This is a genomic window from Stenotrophomonas sp. YJH_SMC_64 (assembly GCF_059371375.1).
This window is the reverse complement of the sequence record NZ_JCAFUN010000007.1, coordinates 1-14868: the sequence shown is the minus strand read 5'-3', so window position 1 is coordinate 14868 and position 14868 is coordinate 1. Positions and strand designations below refer to the sequence as shown.

Below are 14868 nucleotides of genomic sequence, written 5' to 3'. Positions count from 1 at the left end.
CCCGCAGACATGCCCCTGACTGACCTCCTGGCGGCCGTGCAGACCCAGCTCTGCACGGCCACCGACCGTGACAGCGTCCTGCAGGCCGCCGCCGGGTTGCTGGCCTGCCGCCAGGCCAACGCCGAACAGATCTATCTGAACCTGTGCCAGCGCGAAGCGCTGGGCAGCACGGCCATCGGCCACGGCATCGCCATTCCCCACGGCCGCGCGCCAACCCTGGACCGCCCCCGCGGCGCCCTGCTGCGGTTGGCCACCCCGGTCGATTTCGGTGGCGAGGAGCCGGTGGACCTGGTGTTCGCGATGGCCGTCCCCGCCCACTACACCCACCAGCACCTGATGCTGCTGTCCGAGCTGGCCGAGCTGTTCTCGGCGCCGGACATCCGCCAGGCCCTGCGCGAAGCGGGCGATGCCCGGGCGCTGCGCGAGGCGCTGGACATGACCCCACCTGCGAGTGCCGCATGAATACCAGCATCACCGCCCGTGAACTGTTCGAACAGCAGCGCGAGCGGCTGGGACTGCGCTGGGCTGCCGGCAAGTCCGGCGAGCAGCGCGAGCTGGAGGCCGGCAACACGGTCTCGCGGCGCCCCTCGCTGGCCGGCTACCTCAATGCCATCTATCCCAACAAGGTGCAGATCCTGGGCACCGAGGAACTGTCCTGGCTGGATGCGCTGGAACCGCGCCAGCGTTGGGAGACCATCGAAAAGATCATGCAGTCGCACCCGCTGGCGCTGGTGCTGACCCGCAACCAGGCCTGCCCGGAAGACCTGCGCGCTGCCGCGGACGAATCCGGCACGCCATTGTGGCTGTCGCCCAAGCGCGGCCACGAACTGCTCAACCACCTGTCCTACCACCTCGCGCGGACGCTGGCGCCGCGGGTGATCCTGCATGGCGTGTTCATGGAGATCTATTCCATCGGCGTGCTGATCACCGGCGAAGCGGGATCCGGCAAGAGCGAACTGGCGCTGGAACTGCTCAGCCGTGGCCATCGCCTGGTGGCCGACGATGCCCCCGAATTCACCCAGATCGCGCCCGATGTACTCGATGGCACCTGCCCGGAGCTGCTGCAGGACCTGCTGGAAGTGCGCGGCCTGGGCGTGTTGAACGTGCGCGAGATGTTCGGCGACACGGCTGTAAAGAAGAACAAGTACCTTCGGCTTATCGTCCACCTGACCAAGCCGATGACCGAACCCACCCCGCATGGCTACGAGCGCCTGACCGGCGATTCGGGCACCCGCCATGTGCTGGACCTGGACGTACCGCTGATCACCCTGCCGGTGATGCCCGGCCGCAACCTGGCCGTGCTGACCGAGGCGGCCACCCGCCTGCACATCCTGCGCACCAAGGGCATCGACCCGGCAGCCATGTTCATCGCCCGTCACAGCAACCTGCTGGAACGGCGAACACCCTGATTTCCCTGCCCTTCGAAGAGCCTGTCCATGAGCACCGTCACCCCCTCCGCCCCGACCCTGATCATCGTCAGCGGCCTGTCCGGCTCGGGTAAATCCGTCGCCCTGAAGACCTTCGAGGACCAGGATTACTACTGCTCGGACAACCTGCCGATCAATCTGCTGCCCGACTTCGTGCGCAGCCTGCTGGCCAACCACGACGGCAGCGCACCACGGCGTCTGGCCGTAGGCATCGACGTTCGCGGCCAGGCCGACCTGAGCCAGCTGGGCGACTGGCGGCAGCTGGCGGCCGACGCCGGCGTGGACGTGAAGGTGCTGTTCTTCGAAGCCAGCGACGAGACGCTGCTCAAGCGCTACGCCGACACCCGCCGCCGCCATCCGCTGAGCCAGCTGGGCCTGTCGCTGCCTGAAGCCATCGCCCGCGAACGCGAGTTGACCGCACCGCTGCGCCGCGAGGCCGATGCGGTGATCGACACCAGCAGCCTCAACGTGCATCAGCTGCGGCGGCGGATCATCACCGAGTTCACGATGGACCATGCCACCGGCCTGTCGCTGCTGTTTGAATCGTTCGCCTACAAGCGCGGCGTGCCGGCCGAGGCGGACTTCGTGTTCGATGCGCGGGTGCTGCCCAATCCGCACTGGGACCCGGACCTGCGCGCGCTCAGCGGTCGCGAACCGGGTGTACGCGACTACCTGGAAGCGCAGCCGGACGTGCAGCGCTACCTGGCCCAGCTGATGGACTTCCTCGATACCTGGCTGCCGAAGCTGAGTGATGGCACCCGCAGCTATGTGACCGTGGCGTTCGGCTGCACCGGCGGCAAGCACCGGTCGGTGTTCCTGGCCGAGCGTTTGGCCCGGCATGCCCGCGAGATGGGCTGGGAAGACGTGGCGACGTACCACCGCGAACAGGATTGAGGGGGGTCGGCCGGGCTGCGCCCGGCACCCGCCGGTAGTGCCGGCCGCTGGCCGGCAACAGCAACAGCAACAGCAGAAGCGGCATTCCGTGGGATGGCGGGGCGGTGTGGGTCTGCAGGACACGCCGTGAACCCCGCTCCGCGGTCCGGCCCAGCCGCTGGCGGCTGGGCGTTCGGGCGCTTGCGAAGCAGTGCTTCGCAAGCAAAGCGCCCTCCCCCCTGGGGGCTCGATGGCGCCATCCATGGCGCCAACGGTCCTGCAGACCCACACCGCCCCACCTCTGACAGATTTCTGCTGCTGTTGGTGGGTGTGTCGACCCTGGTCGACACGTTGGATCCACGTCATGCGTGGATGAATCGCTGTCAGGCATCGAAAAACGGATGGGGTCGGATCTCTTTCTCAACGGAAAAGGCCTCCCCTGGGAGCAACGCTGAATACGGGACACAGTGCCCCTCTCCTGCTGCTATCGCCAATTCACCTTGACCTGTTAACGTGCAGTAATGACCTGTGGCATTCTCCTCGTAACACATCCTGGGGTCGGGACCGCCCTGCTTGACGTGGCGACCCGGCTCCTGCGGCAGTTGCCGCTGAAAACCGAAGCTTTCGAAGTACCGTTCGACGCAGACCTGGACGCCCTGCTCCCGCTCGCCTCGGCCGCCCTGCGGCGGGTTGACGGGGGTGATGGTGTGCTGATCCTGACCGACCTGTACGGCGCCAGCCCTGCCAACCTTGCCGGGCAGCTGGCCCGGCTGGGGACCCCGGTTCGCCGGGTGTCGGCGCTGAGCCTGCCGATGTTGCTGCGGGTGATGAATTATCCGGAACAGGGACTGGATCAACTGCCCGCCACAGCCGCGGCGGGTACCCGTAATGGAGCGATAGTCGACGATGCTTGAACGAGAACTCACCGTGAGCAACCGCCTGGGCCTGCATGCCCGGGCCACCGCCAAGCTGGTGCAGACCCTGGCGCCGTTCCGCTGCAACGTGACCATGGCCGCCAAAGGCCGTGAGATCAACGCCAAGAGCATCATGGGCGTGATGCTGCTGGCCGCCGGCCAGGGCACCCCGGTCACCGTGCGGATCAACGGCGAGGACGAAGCCGCCGCGATGGAGGCGGTGGTCGGCCTGTTCGAACGCCGTTTCGACGAGGACAGCTGAGCGTGCCACGCGCACGCGCCGGCCAACCCCCTTCCGGCCAGCGGCCGGTACTGCTGCTGGCCGGGCATGGTGCCGCCCGCGGCACGGCAATGGGCCGCGCCCGCGTGCGCCTGCCGCATGCACTGGAAGTGGCCGAGCAGCGCGTTGCCGCCCACCAGGTCGAGGCCGAGCTGGCGTGCCTGCATCGCGCGGTGGACGCCGCGCGCTCGGAGATGCACGAGCTGCGCCAGCGCCTGCATGGAGCGCTGAACCAGGAAGTGGGTGAGTTCCTCGACCTGCATGCGCTGCTGCTGGACGATCCCGAGCTGCTGTATGGGCTGGACGAACTGATCCGCAGCGGACCGTACAGCGCCGGCTATGCGTTGCGCCTGCAGCGCGACCGCCTGGCCAAGGTCTTCGACGGCATGGACGATGCTTACCTGAAGAGCCGCATGGACGACCTCGACCATGTGATCGGCCGCATCCATGCCTTCCTGCAGCCCGAACGCCCGCCAGCGGTGAAAGGCCTGGCCGGCGAGATCCTGGTCTGCGACAACATCGCGCCCTCCGAACTGGCACAGCTGCAGGCGCAAGGCGTGGTCGGCATCGTCACCGCCGCCGGCAGCGCGCTCTCGCACAGCGCGATCCTTGCGCGCAGCCTGCACCTGCCCTTGATCGTCAACGTGCCGCAGCTGCTCAGCCGCATCGCCGATGGCGACGTGCTGATCATCGACGGCGCCGACGGCAGCATCACCGCCAATCCACAGGCCGACAATCTGCGCGACTACCGCGCACGACTGAAGGAACACGCGCGCGAACAGCGCGAGCTCGGCCGCCTGCGCAGCAAGCCCAGCCGCACCCGCGACCAGGTCGACATCGCCCTGCTGGCCAATGCCGAGTCGCTGGAGGACGTGACCCAGGCGCATGCGTTGGGCGCCCACGGCCTGGGCCTGTACCGCACCGAATTCCTGTTCCTGCAGCGCAACGAGCTGCCGGATGAAGAAGAACAGTTCCAGACCTACCGCGATGCGGCACTGGGCATGAGCGGGCGACCGGTGACCATCCGCACCCTCGATCTGGGCGCGGACAAGGCCGACCGCACCGGCCTGACCCTGAGCAACGAAGAAAACCCGGCGCTCGGCCTTCGCGGCGTACGCCTGTCGCTGGCACGGCCGAAGGTAGCCGACACCCAGCTGCGCGCGATCCTGCGCGCCTCGGCCTACGGCAAGCTGCGGGTGCTGGTGCCGATGGTCAGCACCCGGGAGGAACTGCTGGCAGTGCGCCGCCGCATGCTCAAGCTGACCGAACAGCTGCGCGGCGAAGGCCACATGGTGTCCGACCACGTGCCACTGGGCGCGATGATCGAAGTCCCTGCTGCGGCGCTGGCGCTGGAAAGCTTCATCGACCTGGTCGATTTCCTGTCGATCGGCACCAACGACCTGGTGCAGTACCTGCTGGCGGCCGACCGCAACAATGAAGCACTGGGCGAGCTGTATTCGCCGTTGCACCCGGCGGTGCTGCGGCTGCTGCAGATGGTGATCGAGACCGGCGCGCGCCACCGCATCCCGGTGGCGGTCTGTGGCGAGATGGCCGGCGATGCGCGGATGACCCCGCTGTTGCTGGCACTGGGCCTGACCGAGTTCAGCCTGCACCCGGGCACGCTGCTGGAAGTACGCCGCGCGGTCCGCGAGGCCGACCTGGCCATGCTGCGCGCGCGCGCACCGAAGCTGCTGGCCGCGCGCGACCGCCGCGCGATCGAACGCTGGCTGGCACTGGTGGCGGATACGCCCTGAGCGCCAAGGGTAGTGCCGGCCGCTGGCCGGCAGCCTCCCCATCGAAGACCAAGAGGTTGCCGGCCAGCGGCCGTCACTCCCGCCATCCGGCGGCTATGCGTTGAAACATCGCCTTGCGATAATGACGCGCTGAACACCCCTGTTGCCGCATCCTTGCCGGGATCGCGGCTTTTCTTATCCCCGCGGGAGCTGCGATGGCTGAAGCTGTACGCCACGACAAGACTGCGCGCCAACTGCGGATGCTGTCCGATGCACTGGACAGCGGCCGGCTGGGCCCGGTGCGTCGCCTGGTCAACACCCTGGCCCCGGCCGAGATCGGCAACCTGCTCGAATCGTTGCCGCCGGGCAAGCGCGAGGTGGTGTGGGGACTGGTTGATCCGGAAGACGACGGCGAGGTGCTGGTCCACGTCGGCGACGACGTGCGCGAAAGCCTGCTCGCGGACATGGACCCGGACGAGATCATCGCCGCGGTCGAAGACCTGGACATCGACGATCTGGCCGACCTGGTCGAAGACCTGCCGGACACGGTCATCGACGAAGTCCTCAAGTCGATGGACCGCGAGAACCGCGAGCGCCTGGAACAGGTTCTGTCCTATCCCGAGGACAGCGCCGGTCGCCTGATGAATCCGGACGTGGTGACCGTGCGCGCCGACGTCAATGTCGACGTCGTGCTGCGCTACCTGCGCCTGCGCGGTGAACTGCCCGACCACACCGACCACCTGTTCGTGGTCAGCCGCCGCCATCAGTACCTAGGCCGCGTGTCGCTGGCGGCACTGGTGACCCACGAGGACACCACCCCGATCAATCGCCTGATCGACGACGAGCAGCCAGCCATCGACGTCGGCGAGAGCGACCAGGAAGTCGCCCGCCAGTTCTCCGACCATGACTGGATCTCCGCGCCAGTGGTGGATGACAACAACATCCTGATTGGTCGCATCACCATCGATGACGTGGTCGACATCATCCGCGGCCAGGCCGAGCACCAGGCGCTGGGCGCCGCCGGTCTGGACGAGGACGAAGATCTGTTCAGCCCGGTCTGGCGCGCGATGCGCCGCCGCCTGATGTGGCTGTCGGTGAACCTGTGCACGGCCTTCCTGGCCTCCAGCGTGGTCGGCCACTTCGAAGGCACCATCGACAAACTGGTGGCGCTGGCGGTGCTGATGCCGATCGTCGCCGGCCTCGGCGGCAACGCCGGCACCCAGGTGCTGGCACTGATGGTGCGCGGCCTGGCGCTGGGCCAGGTCGGCGCCTCCAACGCCCGCACCCTGCTGTGGAAGGAAGTTCGGGTCGCGCTGTTGAACGGCGTGATGCTGGGTTCGGTGCTGGGCCTGATCGTGCTCGCCTGGTTCCACTCGCCCGGGTTGTCGGCAGTGATCGCCATCGCGTTGACCTGCAACCTGTTGTTTGCTGCGTTGGCCGGCGTGCTGGTGCCGTTGACGCTGAAGCGCTTCGGCTTCGACCCGGCGCTGGCCAGCGGCATCTTCCTCACCGCCGTGACCGATTCGATGGGCTTCTTCACCTTCCTCGGCCTGGCCACCCTGGTGCTGCTGCACTGACCATCTCGACGGTCGGATCCCCGCTGCGCGGCGCTCTGACCCGATCCCAACTGGATCCCCCCATGGCAACGACAATCGAAAACTACTTCCAGCCCGGCTGGCGCGACCAGCAGCACACCTGCCCGGCCTGTGAATGGAAGGGCAGCTCGCGCGCCATGGAAATGGAACTGGACGAGGACGCCACCGAGTACGACTGCCCGGTCTGCGAGAACCCACTGCTGGTGGTCCTGCACCCGGACATTGCGCAGGTGCAGGCCGCCGCCGCCGAAGGCAATGCCGAGGCACAGGAGCAGTTGGAGATCATCGCCAGCTTCCCGCGCCCGCAGTGACGCGGCGCACGATGCCGGGCCGACGTCGGCGGACTACGATGCAGGCGATCTCGCCGCTTCGGAAAATCCCATGGTCCGTTTGCTGTCGCGCTGGCTGCCACTGCTGGCCCTTCTGATGATGAGCGGTTGCACTTCGCTGCCGGACAGCGCGCGTGGCCGCTTCGAAGCACGTGCGGTGAAGGTGGACGGGCAAACGGCTTACTACCAGGTGTTCATTCCGGCCGGCGTGCAGGCCGCCGCTCCCACCCACCTTCCGGTCGTCCTGTTCCTGCACGGCTCGGGCGAGCGCGGCGCCGATGGCGTCAAGCAGACCCACGCCGGGCTGGGGCCTTACCTGCGCGCGCATCCCGATTTCCCCGCCCTGGTGGTGTTCCCACAGGTGCCGGGCCACGAGGAATGGAGCGGCCGCAACAACCGTGCGGCAGTGGCCGCGCTGGACGCGACGATCGCCGAATTCGGCGCCGACCCGGCGCGGCAATACCTGACCGGCATGTCGATGGGCGGCTATGGCAGCTGGAACATCGCATTGGATGACCCACGCCGCTTTGCCGCGATCGTCCCCGTATGCGGCGCGGTGCTCGCCCCGCGTGCGGTACGCCCGACCCTGTTCGTCGAGCAGGTCGCGCACGAAGCGGACCCGTACGCGGTGATTGCCCAGCGCCTGCAGCACACGCCGATCTGGATCTTCCACGGCGCACTGGATGACGTGGTGCCGCCGGACGACGACCGCAGACTGCATGCCGCATTCCAGCGCGCCGCCGCACGCGACGTGCGCTACACCGAATACCCGGAAGGCAACCACAATGCCTGGGACGCCACCTACGCCGACCCGGCAATGTGGGAATGGCTGTTCGCGCAGAAGCGCTGAACCGCAGCTTCTGCTGGGAAACACCTGTTGGTGGATGCCTACCGTTGGTCGGCTTGGGTATTGGTGGGTGCCGACCGTTGGCCGGCTTGGGTATGGGTGGGTGCCGACCGTTGGTCGGCACTACCTCTCCGCTTCGGGGTAATCCATTGCCTGGTACCTCTCATCGATCTCCCATCGGCACCAGGCATACGGATACTCTCCCACGCAGCTCGCCAAGTTCGCCCTGACCGGGTTGGCGACGATGTACATCGCATGGCGAAACAGTGATTCTTCAGAACGAATGGCGTGATCGTGATAACTCGATTGCCAGAATGGTCCTGTCCTACCCAGCATGCGGTTGATCCGCAATGCACTGCTCGATTTGAAGCGTTGCATGATGTAGTCCAGCGAGAACGCACGGATCTCCACAAGCCAATGGATGTGGTCCGGCATGACCACATAGGCAAGTGAGTGCGTCAGGCCCTCAGCATCAATGCGACGGAACACATCCATCACCTCATGTGCCGCAGTGGCATCATCGAAGTAGCGTCGACGCTCCTGGATGACGGTGGTCAGGATGTAGGATTGTCCGATCCGGGAATGGCGGCCAAGGCGTAGGCGTGCGCGGCTCATGGGCCCAAGCGTGCGCCTGCCGCTACTCCGGTTCTATCGGGCAATCACGTCAGTACAGGTAGGCCCGGAACCATTCAATGGCTAGGCCCGCACTTCACCGCACTGACGGTTCAGTGCCGACCAACGGTCGGCACCCACCGGATCGGATAAGGACAGATCAACCGTGCCGACCAACAGTCGGCACCCACCGGATCGGATGAGGACAGATCAACCATGCCGACCAACGGTCGGCACCCACCGGATCGGATAAGGACAGATCAACCATGCCGACCAACGGTCGGCACCCACCGGATCGGATGAGGACAGATCAACCGTGCCGACCAACGGTCGGCACCCACCGGATCGGATGAGGACAGATCAACCGTGCCGACCAACGGTCGGCACCCACCAGGGCAGGTCAGCCCAGCAGGGTTTCCAGCACGGCCATGCGCACGGCGACGCCGTTGGCGACCTGGCGCAGCACCCACGACTGCGGGCCGTCGGCCACCTCGTCGGTCACTTCCACGCCGCGGTTGATCGGGCCCGGGTGCAGCACCGCGGCATCCTTGCCCGCGCGCGCCAGGCGTTCGTTGGTCAGGCCGTACTGCGCGTGGTACTGCTCCAGCGACGGCACCAGGCCTTCTTCCATGCGCTCGCGCTGCAGGCGCAGCATCATCAGCGCATCGACGCCTTCCAGCATCGCGTCGAAATCATCGCCGACCACGCAGCCCTTCAGGGTCTCGTCGTCCGGCAGCAGCGACTGCGGGCCACACACGCGGATCTCGCCCACGCCCAGCGTGCGCAGCGCATGCAGGTCGGTGCGGGCCACGCGCGAGTGCTTCACGTCGCCGACGATCACGACTTTCAGCTTCGAGAAATCCGGGCCCTTGGCCTGGCGCAGGGTCAGCATGTCCAGCAGGCCCTGGGTCGGGTGCGAACTGCGGCCGTCACCGGCATTGATCAGCGCGGTGCCCTCGCCTGCCGCATCGGCCAGTGCGGCCACGGCGCCGTCATCGGGGTGGCGCACCACGAAGCCGCGCACGCCCATCGCTTCCAGGTTGCGAAGCGTGTCGCAGGCGGTCTCACCCTTGCGGGTAGAGGAGGTCGAGGCGTCGAAATTCAGCACGTCCGCCCCCAGCCGCTGCGCGGCCAGCTGGAACGAACTGCGGGTGCGCGTGGACGGTTCGAAGAACAGCGTGCACACCGCCGAACCGGCCAGCACGTGGCGCTTGTTGCCGACGCGGCCGACTGCGGCATCGCGGATCTGCCCTGCGCGGTCGAGCAGCTGCAGCAGCGTTTCGCGCGGCAGGCCCTCCAGGGTCAGCAGGTGGCGCAGGCGTCCGGAGGCATCGATTTGCTGGGCGGTCATGGCGGTGTCGGGCAGTCAGGGAATGGGGGTGGCGTCGTCCGGCGACGACAGCCAGCGGTCGATGATCACCGCTGCGGCGACGGCATCGAGGGCGGCCGCATCACGGCGGCGCTTGCGCCCTTCGGCGCGCTCGACGGCGAAGCGGCGTGCGGCCTCGACCGAGCTGGAACGCTCGTCGATCATCACCACCGGCAGCTTGAAGCGCTCCCGCAGCTGGCGGGCGAAGCCCTGCGCGCGCTTGCGGTTGGGCTGGTCCTGGCCGTCCAGGGTCAGCGGGTCGCCGACCACCAGGCCGTCGGGCTTCCATTCCTTGAGCAGGCGTTCGATCGCGGTCCAGTCCGGGCCGTTGCCGTGCACATCGACCACGGCCACCGCGCGCGCATGCGCGGCGAAGGCACTGCCGATGGCCACGCCGATCCGTCGCGAGCCGACATCGAAACCCAGAACGGTGCCATCACGGCGGATCGCCGGGGCAGCAGAATCCGGCGCGGGCGTGATGGGCTCAGACATGGCCGCTGTAGTCGGTCAGCCGGAACAGGTCCACGCCGATGCGCGAGGCCGCACCCTGCCAGCGCTGCTCCAGCGGCAGCTGGAACACCAGCTCGGCATCGGCCGGCACGGTCAGCCAGCTGTTCTCGGACAGCTCGCTTTCCAGCTGCCCTGCGCCCCAACCGGCACAGCCGAGGGTGACCACGGCATTGGCCGGGCCTTCGCCGCGCGCCATCGCTTCGAGGATGTCGCGCGAGGTGGTCAGGTACAGGCCGTCGCCCACGGTCAGGCTGGAATCCCACGCCCGCGCGTCGTCATGGATGACGAAGCCGCGCTCGGGATGCACCGGGCCGCCGTTGAGCACCATGCGCGCCTGCAGGTCGCCATCACCGGTGGTGATGTCCATCTGTGCAAGCACTTCACCCAGCGTGTACTCGGAAGGCTGGTTGACCAGCACGCCCATCGCCCCGTTCTCGTCGTGCTGGCAGATCAGCGCGACGCTGCGGGCGAAGGTCGCGTCGAGCAGCGACGGCAGCGCGACGAGCAGGTGATCGGCAAGGGAGGTCGGCGTTACAGGCATGGTCCTATTCTACCTGCTGGGGGCGGGATGGTCGCGCGATGGCGTCGAACTGCGATGGGCTAGGATGGTGCTTTGCCATGGAAGGTCATCGATGCAGTCTTCAACGCCTTTGACCCTGCCGGCACGCAGCGCCATCGTCCTGCTTGCCCTGCTGCAGGGCCTGATGCTGTATGCCGCGCAGGAACTGTCCGACGCGTGGCCGTTCCGCGATATCGGCTGGCGCTACTGCTGGTACGCCTGGGTGCTGGCCATTCCCAGCGCGGTGGCGCTGAGCCTGGTGGAGCTGGGCCAGCGCCGCCTGTGGCTGCAGGCCGTGCTCGGCTCGACGGTGGTGCTGGCGCTGGCCGCCTGGATCGGCTGGAACCTCAATGGCGAGACCGCACTGGAATCGGGCGCGTTGCAGCTTCCGTTGACCCTGGGCATGGCCGTTGCGGTGTTCGTGGTCCTGCCCTGGTGGCAGTTCCAGCTGCAGCACGGGCACTGGCGTGCCAGCTACCCCGAGCTGTTCGAGCGCGCCTGGCAGAATGGTTTGACCCTGGCCCTCGCGGCACTGTTCACCGGGCTGACCTGGCTGCTGTTGTGGCTGTGGTCGGCGCTGTTCCAGCTGCTCGACGTGACCGTCTTCCGCGACCTGTTCCGGCAGGACGCGTTCATCGCACTGGCCACCGGCAGCCTGGCCGGGTTCGGCGTACTGATCGGGCGCACCCAGCACCGCGCCATCCAGATCACCCGCCAGGTGCTGTTCGCGATCTGCCGTGGGCTGTTGCCGCTGCTCTCGTTCATCGCCGTATTGTTCGTACTGAGCCTGCCGCTTACCGGGCTGGAACCGTTGTGGAAGACCCGCTCGGCCGCCGGCCTGCTGCTGGTGCTGTCGCTGCTGCTGGTGACGTTCACCAACGCGGTCTACCAGCAGGGGGAAGACAGCGCCCCCTACCCGCTGCTGCTGCGCCGGCTGGTTGAAGCCAGCCTGCTGGCGCTGCCGGTCTACGCCGCACTGGCGCTGTACGCACTGGGGCTGCGCGTGGTGCAGTACGGCTGGACCGTGGACCGGTTCTGGGCGGTACTCGTCGCAGTGACCGTGGCCGGCTATGCCGCGGGCTACGCGCTGGCGGTGCTGCGCCGGCAGCGCCGCTGGTTGCAGATGCTGGAGCCGGTCAACCGCTGGATGTGCTGGGCGGTGCTGGCACTGGCATCGCTGGGCAACTCGCCGCTGCTGGACCCGGTGCGGCTGACCCTGTCCAGCCAGTTTGCGCGCCTGCGTGCGGACCCGCCTGCAATCACCAGCAGCGACGTCAACGTGCTGCGCTTCGATCTTGGGCGCCGTGGCGTGCAGGCGCTGCGCGACCTGCAGCATGATCCGGCCATCACCGCCGATGCCAACGCGCCGCAGGTGATTGCGGCTGCGCTGGCACGTACCTCACGCTGGGACGACGGACAGCGCCTCGACAAGGGGCCGCAGGACGTCGTCGCCCTGCAGCGCGCGTTGAAGCTGGCCAAGGGATCCAGCTCGCCACCGGACGATTGGTGGCAGGCACTGGCCACGCGCGCGATCGATGGCGAATCCTGCGCCCAGAGCGAGCGCGACTGCCTGATCGTGCATCGCGACCTGGACGGCGATGGCACCGGCGAAGTGCTGCTGTGCGAGCTGTACACCCACCGTGGGCCGGACTGCGTGCTGTACGCACGTGGCAGGGATGCCCACTGGCGCCGGGCCGGTTCGCTGTTCGGCACCGTCAGCGGCCAGGCCGAGGCGATCAACCAGGCCCTGCGTGACGGCAAACTCACGCTCGTGCCACCGCGCTGGCCGATGCTGTCCATCGGCGGGCACCCTGCGCTGGCCATCGATCCCGAATCCGAATCCAACGAGCCTTCCCCATGAGCGGCTACTGCCTCATCGCCCCGGGCCATCCGGTGCACGACTACTACCACGCCAACGAGTACGGCTTCCCGCAGCGTGACGAGCGCGAGCTGTTCGAACGGCTGGTGCTGGAGATCAACCAGGCCGGCCTGAGCTGGGAAACGATCCTGAAGAAGCGCGAGGGCTTCCGCACGGCCTATGACGGCTTCGATGTGGACCGCGTGGCGGCGTACGCCGAGCAGGACATCGAGCGCCTGCTGTCGGACGCAGGCATCATCCGCAACCGGCTGAAGGTGCTGGCGGCCATCCACAACGCGCAGGTGATCCAGCAGCTGCGGGCCAGCCACGGCAGCTTCGCGTCGTGGCTGGATGCGCACCACCCGCGCAGCAAGGCTGACTGGGTGAAGCTGTTCAAGAAGACCTTCCGCTTCACCGGCGGCGAGATCACCGGCGAGTTCCTGATGAGCCTGGGCTACCTGCCCGGTGCGCATGCCGAGGACTGCCCGGTGCATGCGCGGCTGCTGACGCTGTCGCCGCCGTGGTTGCAGGCCGCGCCTGGCTGATGGATATCCGCCGGGCATGGCCCGGCGTCATCACGCGTGGGTTCCGGTAGTGCCGGCCGCTGGCCGGCAACCCCGTTGAACGGTCACACGCCCATGTAGCGGCCGGGGCGGTGGTTGAACATCAGCACCAGGCTGAGCACCACCGCGCCGATGGCCGAGTACATCACCTTCGACGGCGACAACACGAAGAACGCGGCCACCATCAGGCAGGCGTCGTAGGACATCTGCACCTTGCCCGCGCTCCAGCCACGCGTGCGCTGCAGGTACACCGCCAGGATGCCGATGCCGCCGAGACTGGCACGATGGCGGATGAAGAACAGGATGCCCAGGCCGGACAACGCACCGCCGACGATCGCCGAACACAGCGGGTGGATGTGCGAGAAGTCGATCCAGCGCGGCAGCAGGTCGGTCAGCACGCCACAGGCGGTGACCGCAGCGAAGGTCTTCAGGGTGAATTCCCAGCCCATGCGCCGCAGCGCCACCCAGTAGAACGGCAGGTTGACCAGCACGAACACCAGGCCGAAGTTCCAGCCCATCGCGTAGTGCAGCAGGAACGCCATGCCCGCCATGCCGCCGATCATCAGCCCGCCCTTGGCGAAGATGGCCAAGCCCAGCGAGGCCACCATCGTGGCCAGCACCATGCCCTGCACGTCCTCGGCGATCGAGTGGCGCAGCGCTTTTTCGTCGGCGGTGGTGCCGGCGCTGTCGGGCGGCGGGGTCAGCGGACCGGCGGTGACCAGGTGGCCGTCAGCGTCGTCGCACGGCGCGGGGCCATGGGAGGGAAGGGACATACGGGTGGGGAACAGCAGGTGGGGAGCGGTATTAGACACGATCTGCATGACAGTTGCAGATGAAATCGTTCAGCTGAATGCGCCCCGCCCGATCTCCGGCCCGCCGCTGCTCAACCCTTGCCGGCCAGATGGTGCGCCACCAGCGCGTTGGCATGGCCATGGCCCAGCCCATGCTCACTTTTCAGGAAGCTGACCAGTTCCATGTGTTTCAGGCCCTTCTTCGCGGCCAGCAGCCCGAACCAGTGCGCCACCGGCTGCCCGTAGGTCTTCTCGATGGAGGGGAAATACGAGGCCGGGCCTTTCGGCTTGGTGTCAGTGCTCATGTGCAGCTCCCGTTGAAGTCATTCATTCGACGAACCACAGACGCAGAAATCGACATACCCACACGTCCGACCCAGTGCCGACCAACGGTCGGCACCCACCAAAGCAGAATGCCGTTCCAACAGCTCACGGGAAACTGTCGAAGGTGGGGTGGGTCCGGTTGAGGGGGCGTGAGCCGCATGGATGCGGCGACCGAGCCTTATCTGATGAAAATCTGTCAGCGTAGGTGTCGAGAGCCGGCGTGGGCCGCCGTACGAGCCTGGATCTCGACGATCGCCATGTAGCTTGGCGCCCACGCCGGAATC

The 14868-nt window shown here is 67.3% G+C and carries 17 protein-coding genes; 11 read left to right on the top strand and 6 right to left on the bottom strand.

Annotated features, from left to right (window positions below):
• The first annotated feature begins 9 nt into the window (after positions 1 to 9).
• The 9 genes from AC5P9L_RS08645 to AC5P9L_RS08605 all read left to right on the top strand — a co-directional run bounded on the left by AC5P9L_RS08645 (position 10) and on the right by AC5P9L_RS08605 (position 8001).
• Positions 10 to 462, top strand: coding sequence for a PTS sugar transporter subunit IIA (locus AC5P9L_RS08645; protein ID WP_005408389.1), 453 nt, complete (start codon positions 10 to 12; stop codon positions 460 to 462).
• Positions 459 to 1409, top strand: coding sequence for an HPr(Ser) kinase/phosphatase (gene hprK / locus AC5P9L_RS08640; protein ID WP_099484778.1), 951 nt, complete (start codon positions 459 to 461; stop codon positions 1407 to 1409). Before AC5P9L_RS08645 ends, hprK begins: the two co-directional genes overlap by 4 nt.
• A 27-nt stretch (positions 1410 to 1436) precedes the next feature.
• A complete protein-coding gene (gene rapZ, locus AC5P9L_RS08635) occupies positions 1437 to 2321 on the top strand; it encodes an RNase adapter RapZ (RefSeq protein ID WP_005412498.1) in 885 nt (294 codons plus the stop codon).
• A 500-nt stretch (positions 2322 to 2821) separates the two neighbouring features.
• Entirely contained in the window at positions 2822 to 3214 is a 393-nt protein-coding gene (locus tag AC5P9L_RS08630) for a PTS sugar transporter subunit IIA (RefSeq protein ID WP_005408386.1), read from the top strand.
• Positions 3207 to 3476: an HPr family phosphocarrier protein gene (locus tag AC5P9L_RS08625; protein WP_005408385.1), complete on the top strand. Its 270-nt coding sequence runs from the start codon at positions 3207 to 3209 to the stop codon at positions 3474 to 3476. Before AC5P9L_RS08630 ends, AC5P9L_RS08625 begins: the two co-directional genes overlap by 8 nt.
• 2 nt (positions 3477 to 3478) lie before the next feature.
• On the top strand, positions 3479 to 5248 hold the full coding sequence (ptsP, locus tag AC5P9L_RS08620) for a phosphoenolpyruvate--protein phosphotransferase (protein WP_059033400.1): 1770 nt from the start codon (positions 3479 to 3481) through the stop codon (positions 5246 to 5248).
• A 194-nt stretch (positions 5249 to 5442) separates the two neighbouring features.
• Positions 5443 to 6804, top strand: coding sequence for a magnesium transporter (gene mgtE / locus AC5P9L_RS08615; RefSeq protein ID WP_005408383.1), 1362 nt, complete (start codon positions 5443 to 5445; stop codon positions 6802 to 6804).
• A gap of 62 nt (positions 6805 to 6866) precedes the next feature.
• Entirely contained in the window at positions 6867 to 7133 is a 267-nt protein-coding gene (locus AC5P9L_RS08610; RefSeq protein ID WP_005412494.1) for a hypothetical protein, read from the top strand.
• Between the two features lie 70 nt (positions 7134 to 7203).
• Positions 7204 to 8001, top strand: a complete 798-nt coding sequence (locus AC5P9L_RS08605; RefSeq protein ID WP_033834838.1) for a carboxylesterase family protein — start codon at positions 7204 to 7206, stop codon at positions 7999 to 8001.
• A gap of 120 nt (positions 8002 to 8121) precedes the next feature.
• Here AC5P9L_RS08605 and AC5P9L_RS08600 read toward each other — a convergent pair whose 3' ends face one another.
• The 4 genes from AC5P9L_RS08600 to AC5P9L_RS08585 form a co-directional block, all read right to left on the bottom strand.
• Complete coding sequence (locus AC5P9L_RS08600) at positions 8122 to 8613, bottom strand: REP-associated tyrosine transposase (protein WP_227843833.1); 492 nt, start codon at positions 8611 to 8613, stop codon at positions 8122 to 8124.
• Between the two features lie 397 nt (positions 8614 to 9010).
• A complete protein-coding gene (locus AC5P9L_RS08595) occupies positions 9011 to 9961 on the bottom strand; it encodes an aspartate carbamoyltransferase catalytic subunit (RefSeq protein WP_043398325.1) in 951 nt (316 codons plus the stop codon).
• Positions 9962 to 9976: 15 nt separating this feature from the next.
• Positions 9977 to 10471 (bottom strand): Holliday junction resolvase RuvX, encoded by a 495-nt coding sequence (gene ruvX / locus AC5P9L_RS08590; RefSeq protein WP_005408378.1) that lies wholly within the window; start codon positions 10469 to 10471, stop codon positions 9977 to 9979.
• Positions 10464 to 11030, bottom strand: a complete 567-nt coding sequence (locus tag AC5P9L_RS08585) for a YqgE/AlgH family protein (protein WP_005408377.1) — start codon at positions 11028 to 11030, stop codon at positions 10464 to 10466. Before AC5P9L_RS08585 ends, ruvX begins: the two co-directional genes overlap by 8 nt.
• Positions 11031 to 11121: 91 nt before the next feature.
• On the opposite strand from AC5P9L_RS08585, the gene AC5P9L_RS08580 reads away from it, so the two are divergent.
• Positions 11122 to 12909, top strand: a complete 1788-nt coding sequence (locus AC5P9L_RS08580; protein ID WP_227416100.1) for a DUF4153 domain-containing protein — start codon at positions 11122 to 11124, stop codon at positions 12907 to 12909.
• Positions 12906 to 13451 (top strand): DNA-3-methyladenine glycosylase I, encoded by a 546-nt coding sequence (locus tag AC5P9L_RS08575; RefSeq protein ID WP_114619170.1) that lies wholly within the window; start codon positions 12906 to 12908, stop codon positions 13449 to 13451. The genes AC5P9L_RS08580 and AC5P9L_RS08575 overlap by 4 nt, the downstream gene beginning before the upstream one ends.
• An 83-nt stretch (positions 13452 to 13534) precedes the next feature.
• On the opposite strand, the gene AC5P9L_RS08570 is transcribed toward AC5P9L_RS08575, so the two are convergent.
• Complete coding sequence (locus tag AC5P9L_RS08570) at positions 13535 to 14242, bottom strand: YitT family protein (protein ID WP_043034218.1); 708 nt, start codon at positions 14240 to 14242, stop codon at positions 13535 to 13537.
• A 110-nt stretch (positions 14243 to 14352) separates the two neighbouring features.
• Positions 14353 to 14565, bottom strand: coding sequence for a DUF4287 domain-containing protein (locus tag AC5P9L_RS08565; protein ID WP_043034209.1), 213 nt, complete (start codon positions 14563 to 14565; stop codon positions 14353 to 14355).
• Positions 14566 to 14868 lie beyond the last annotated feature (303 nt).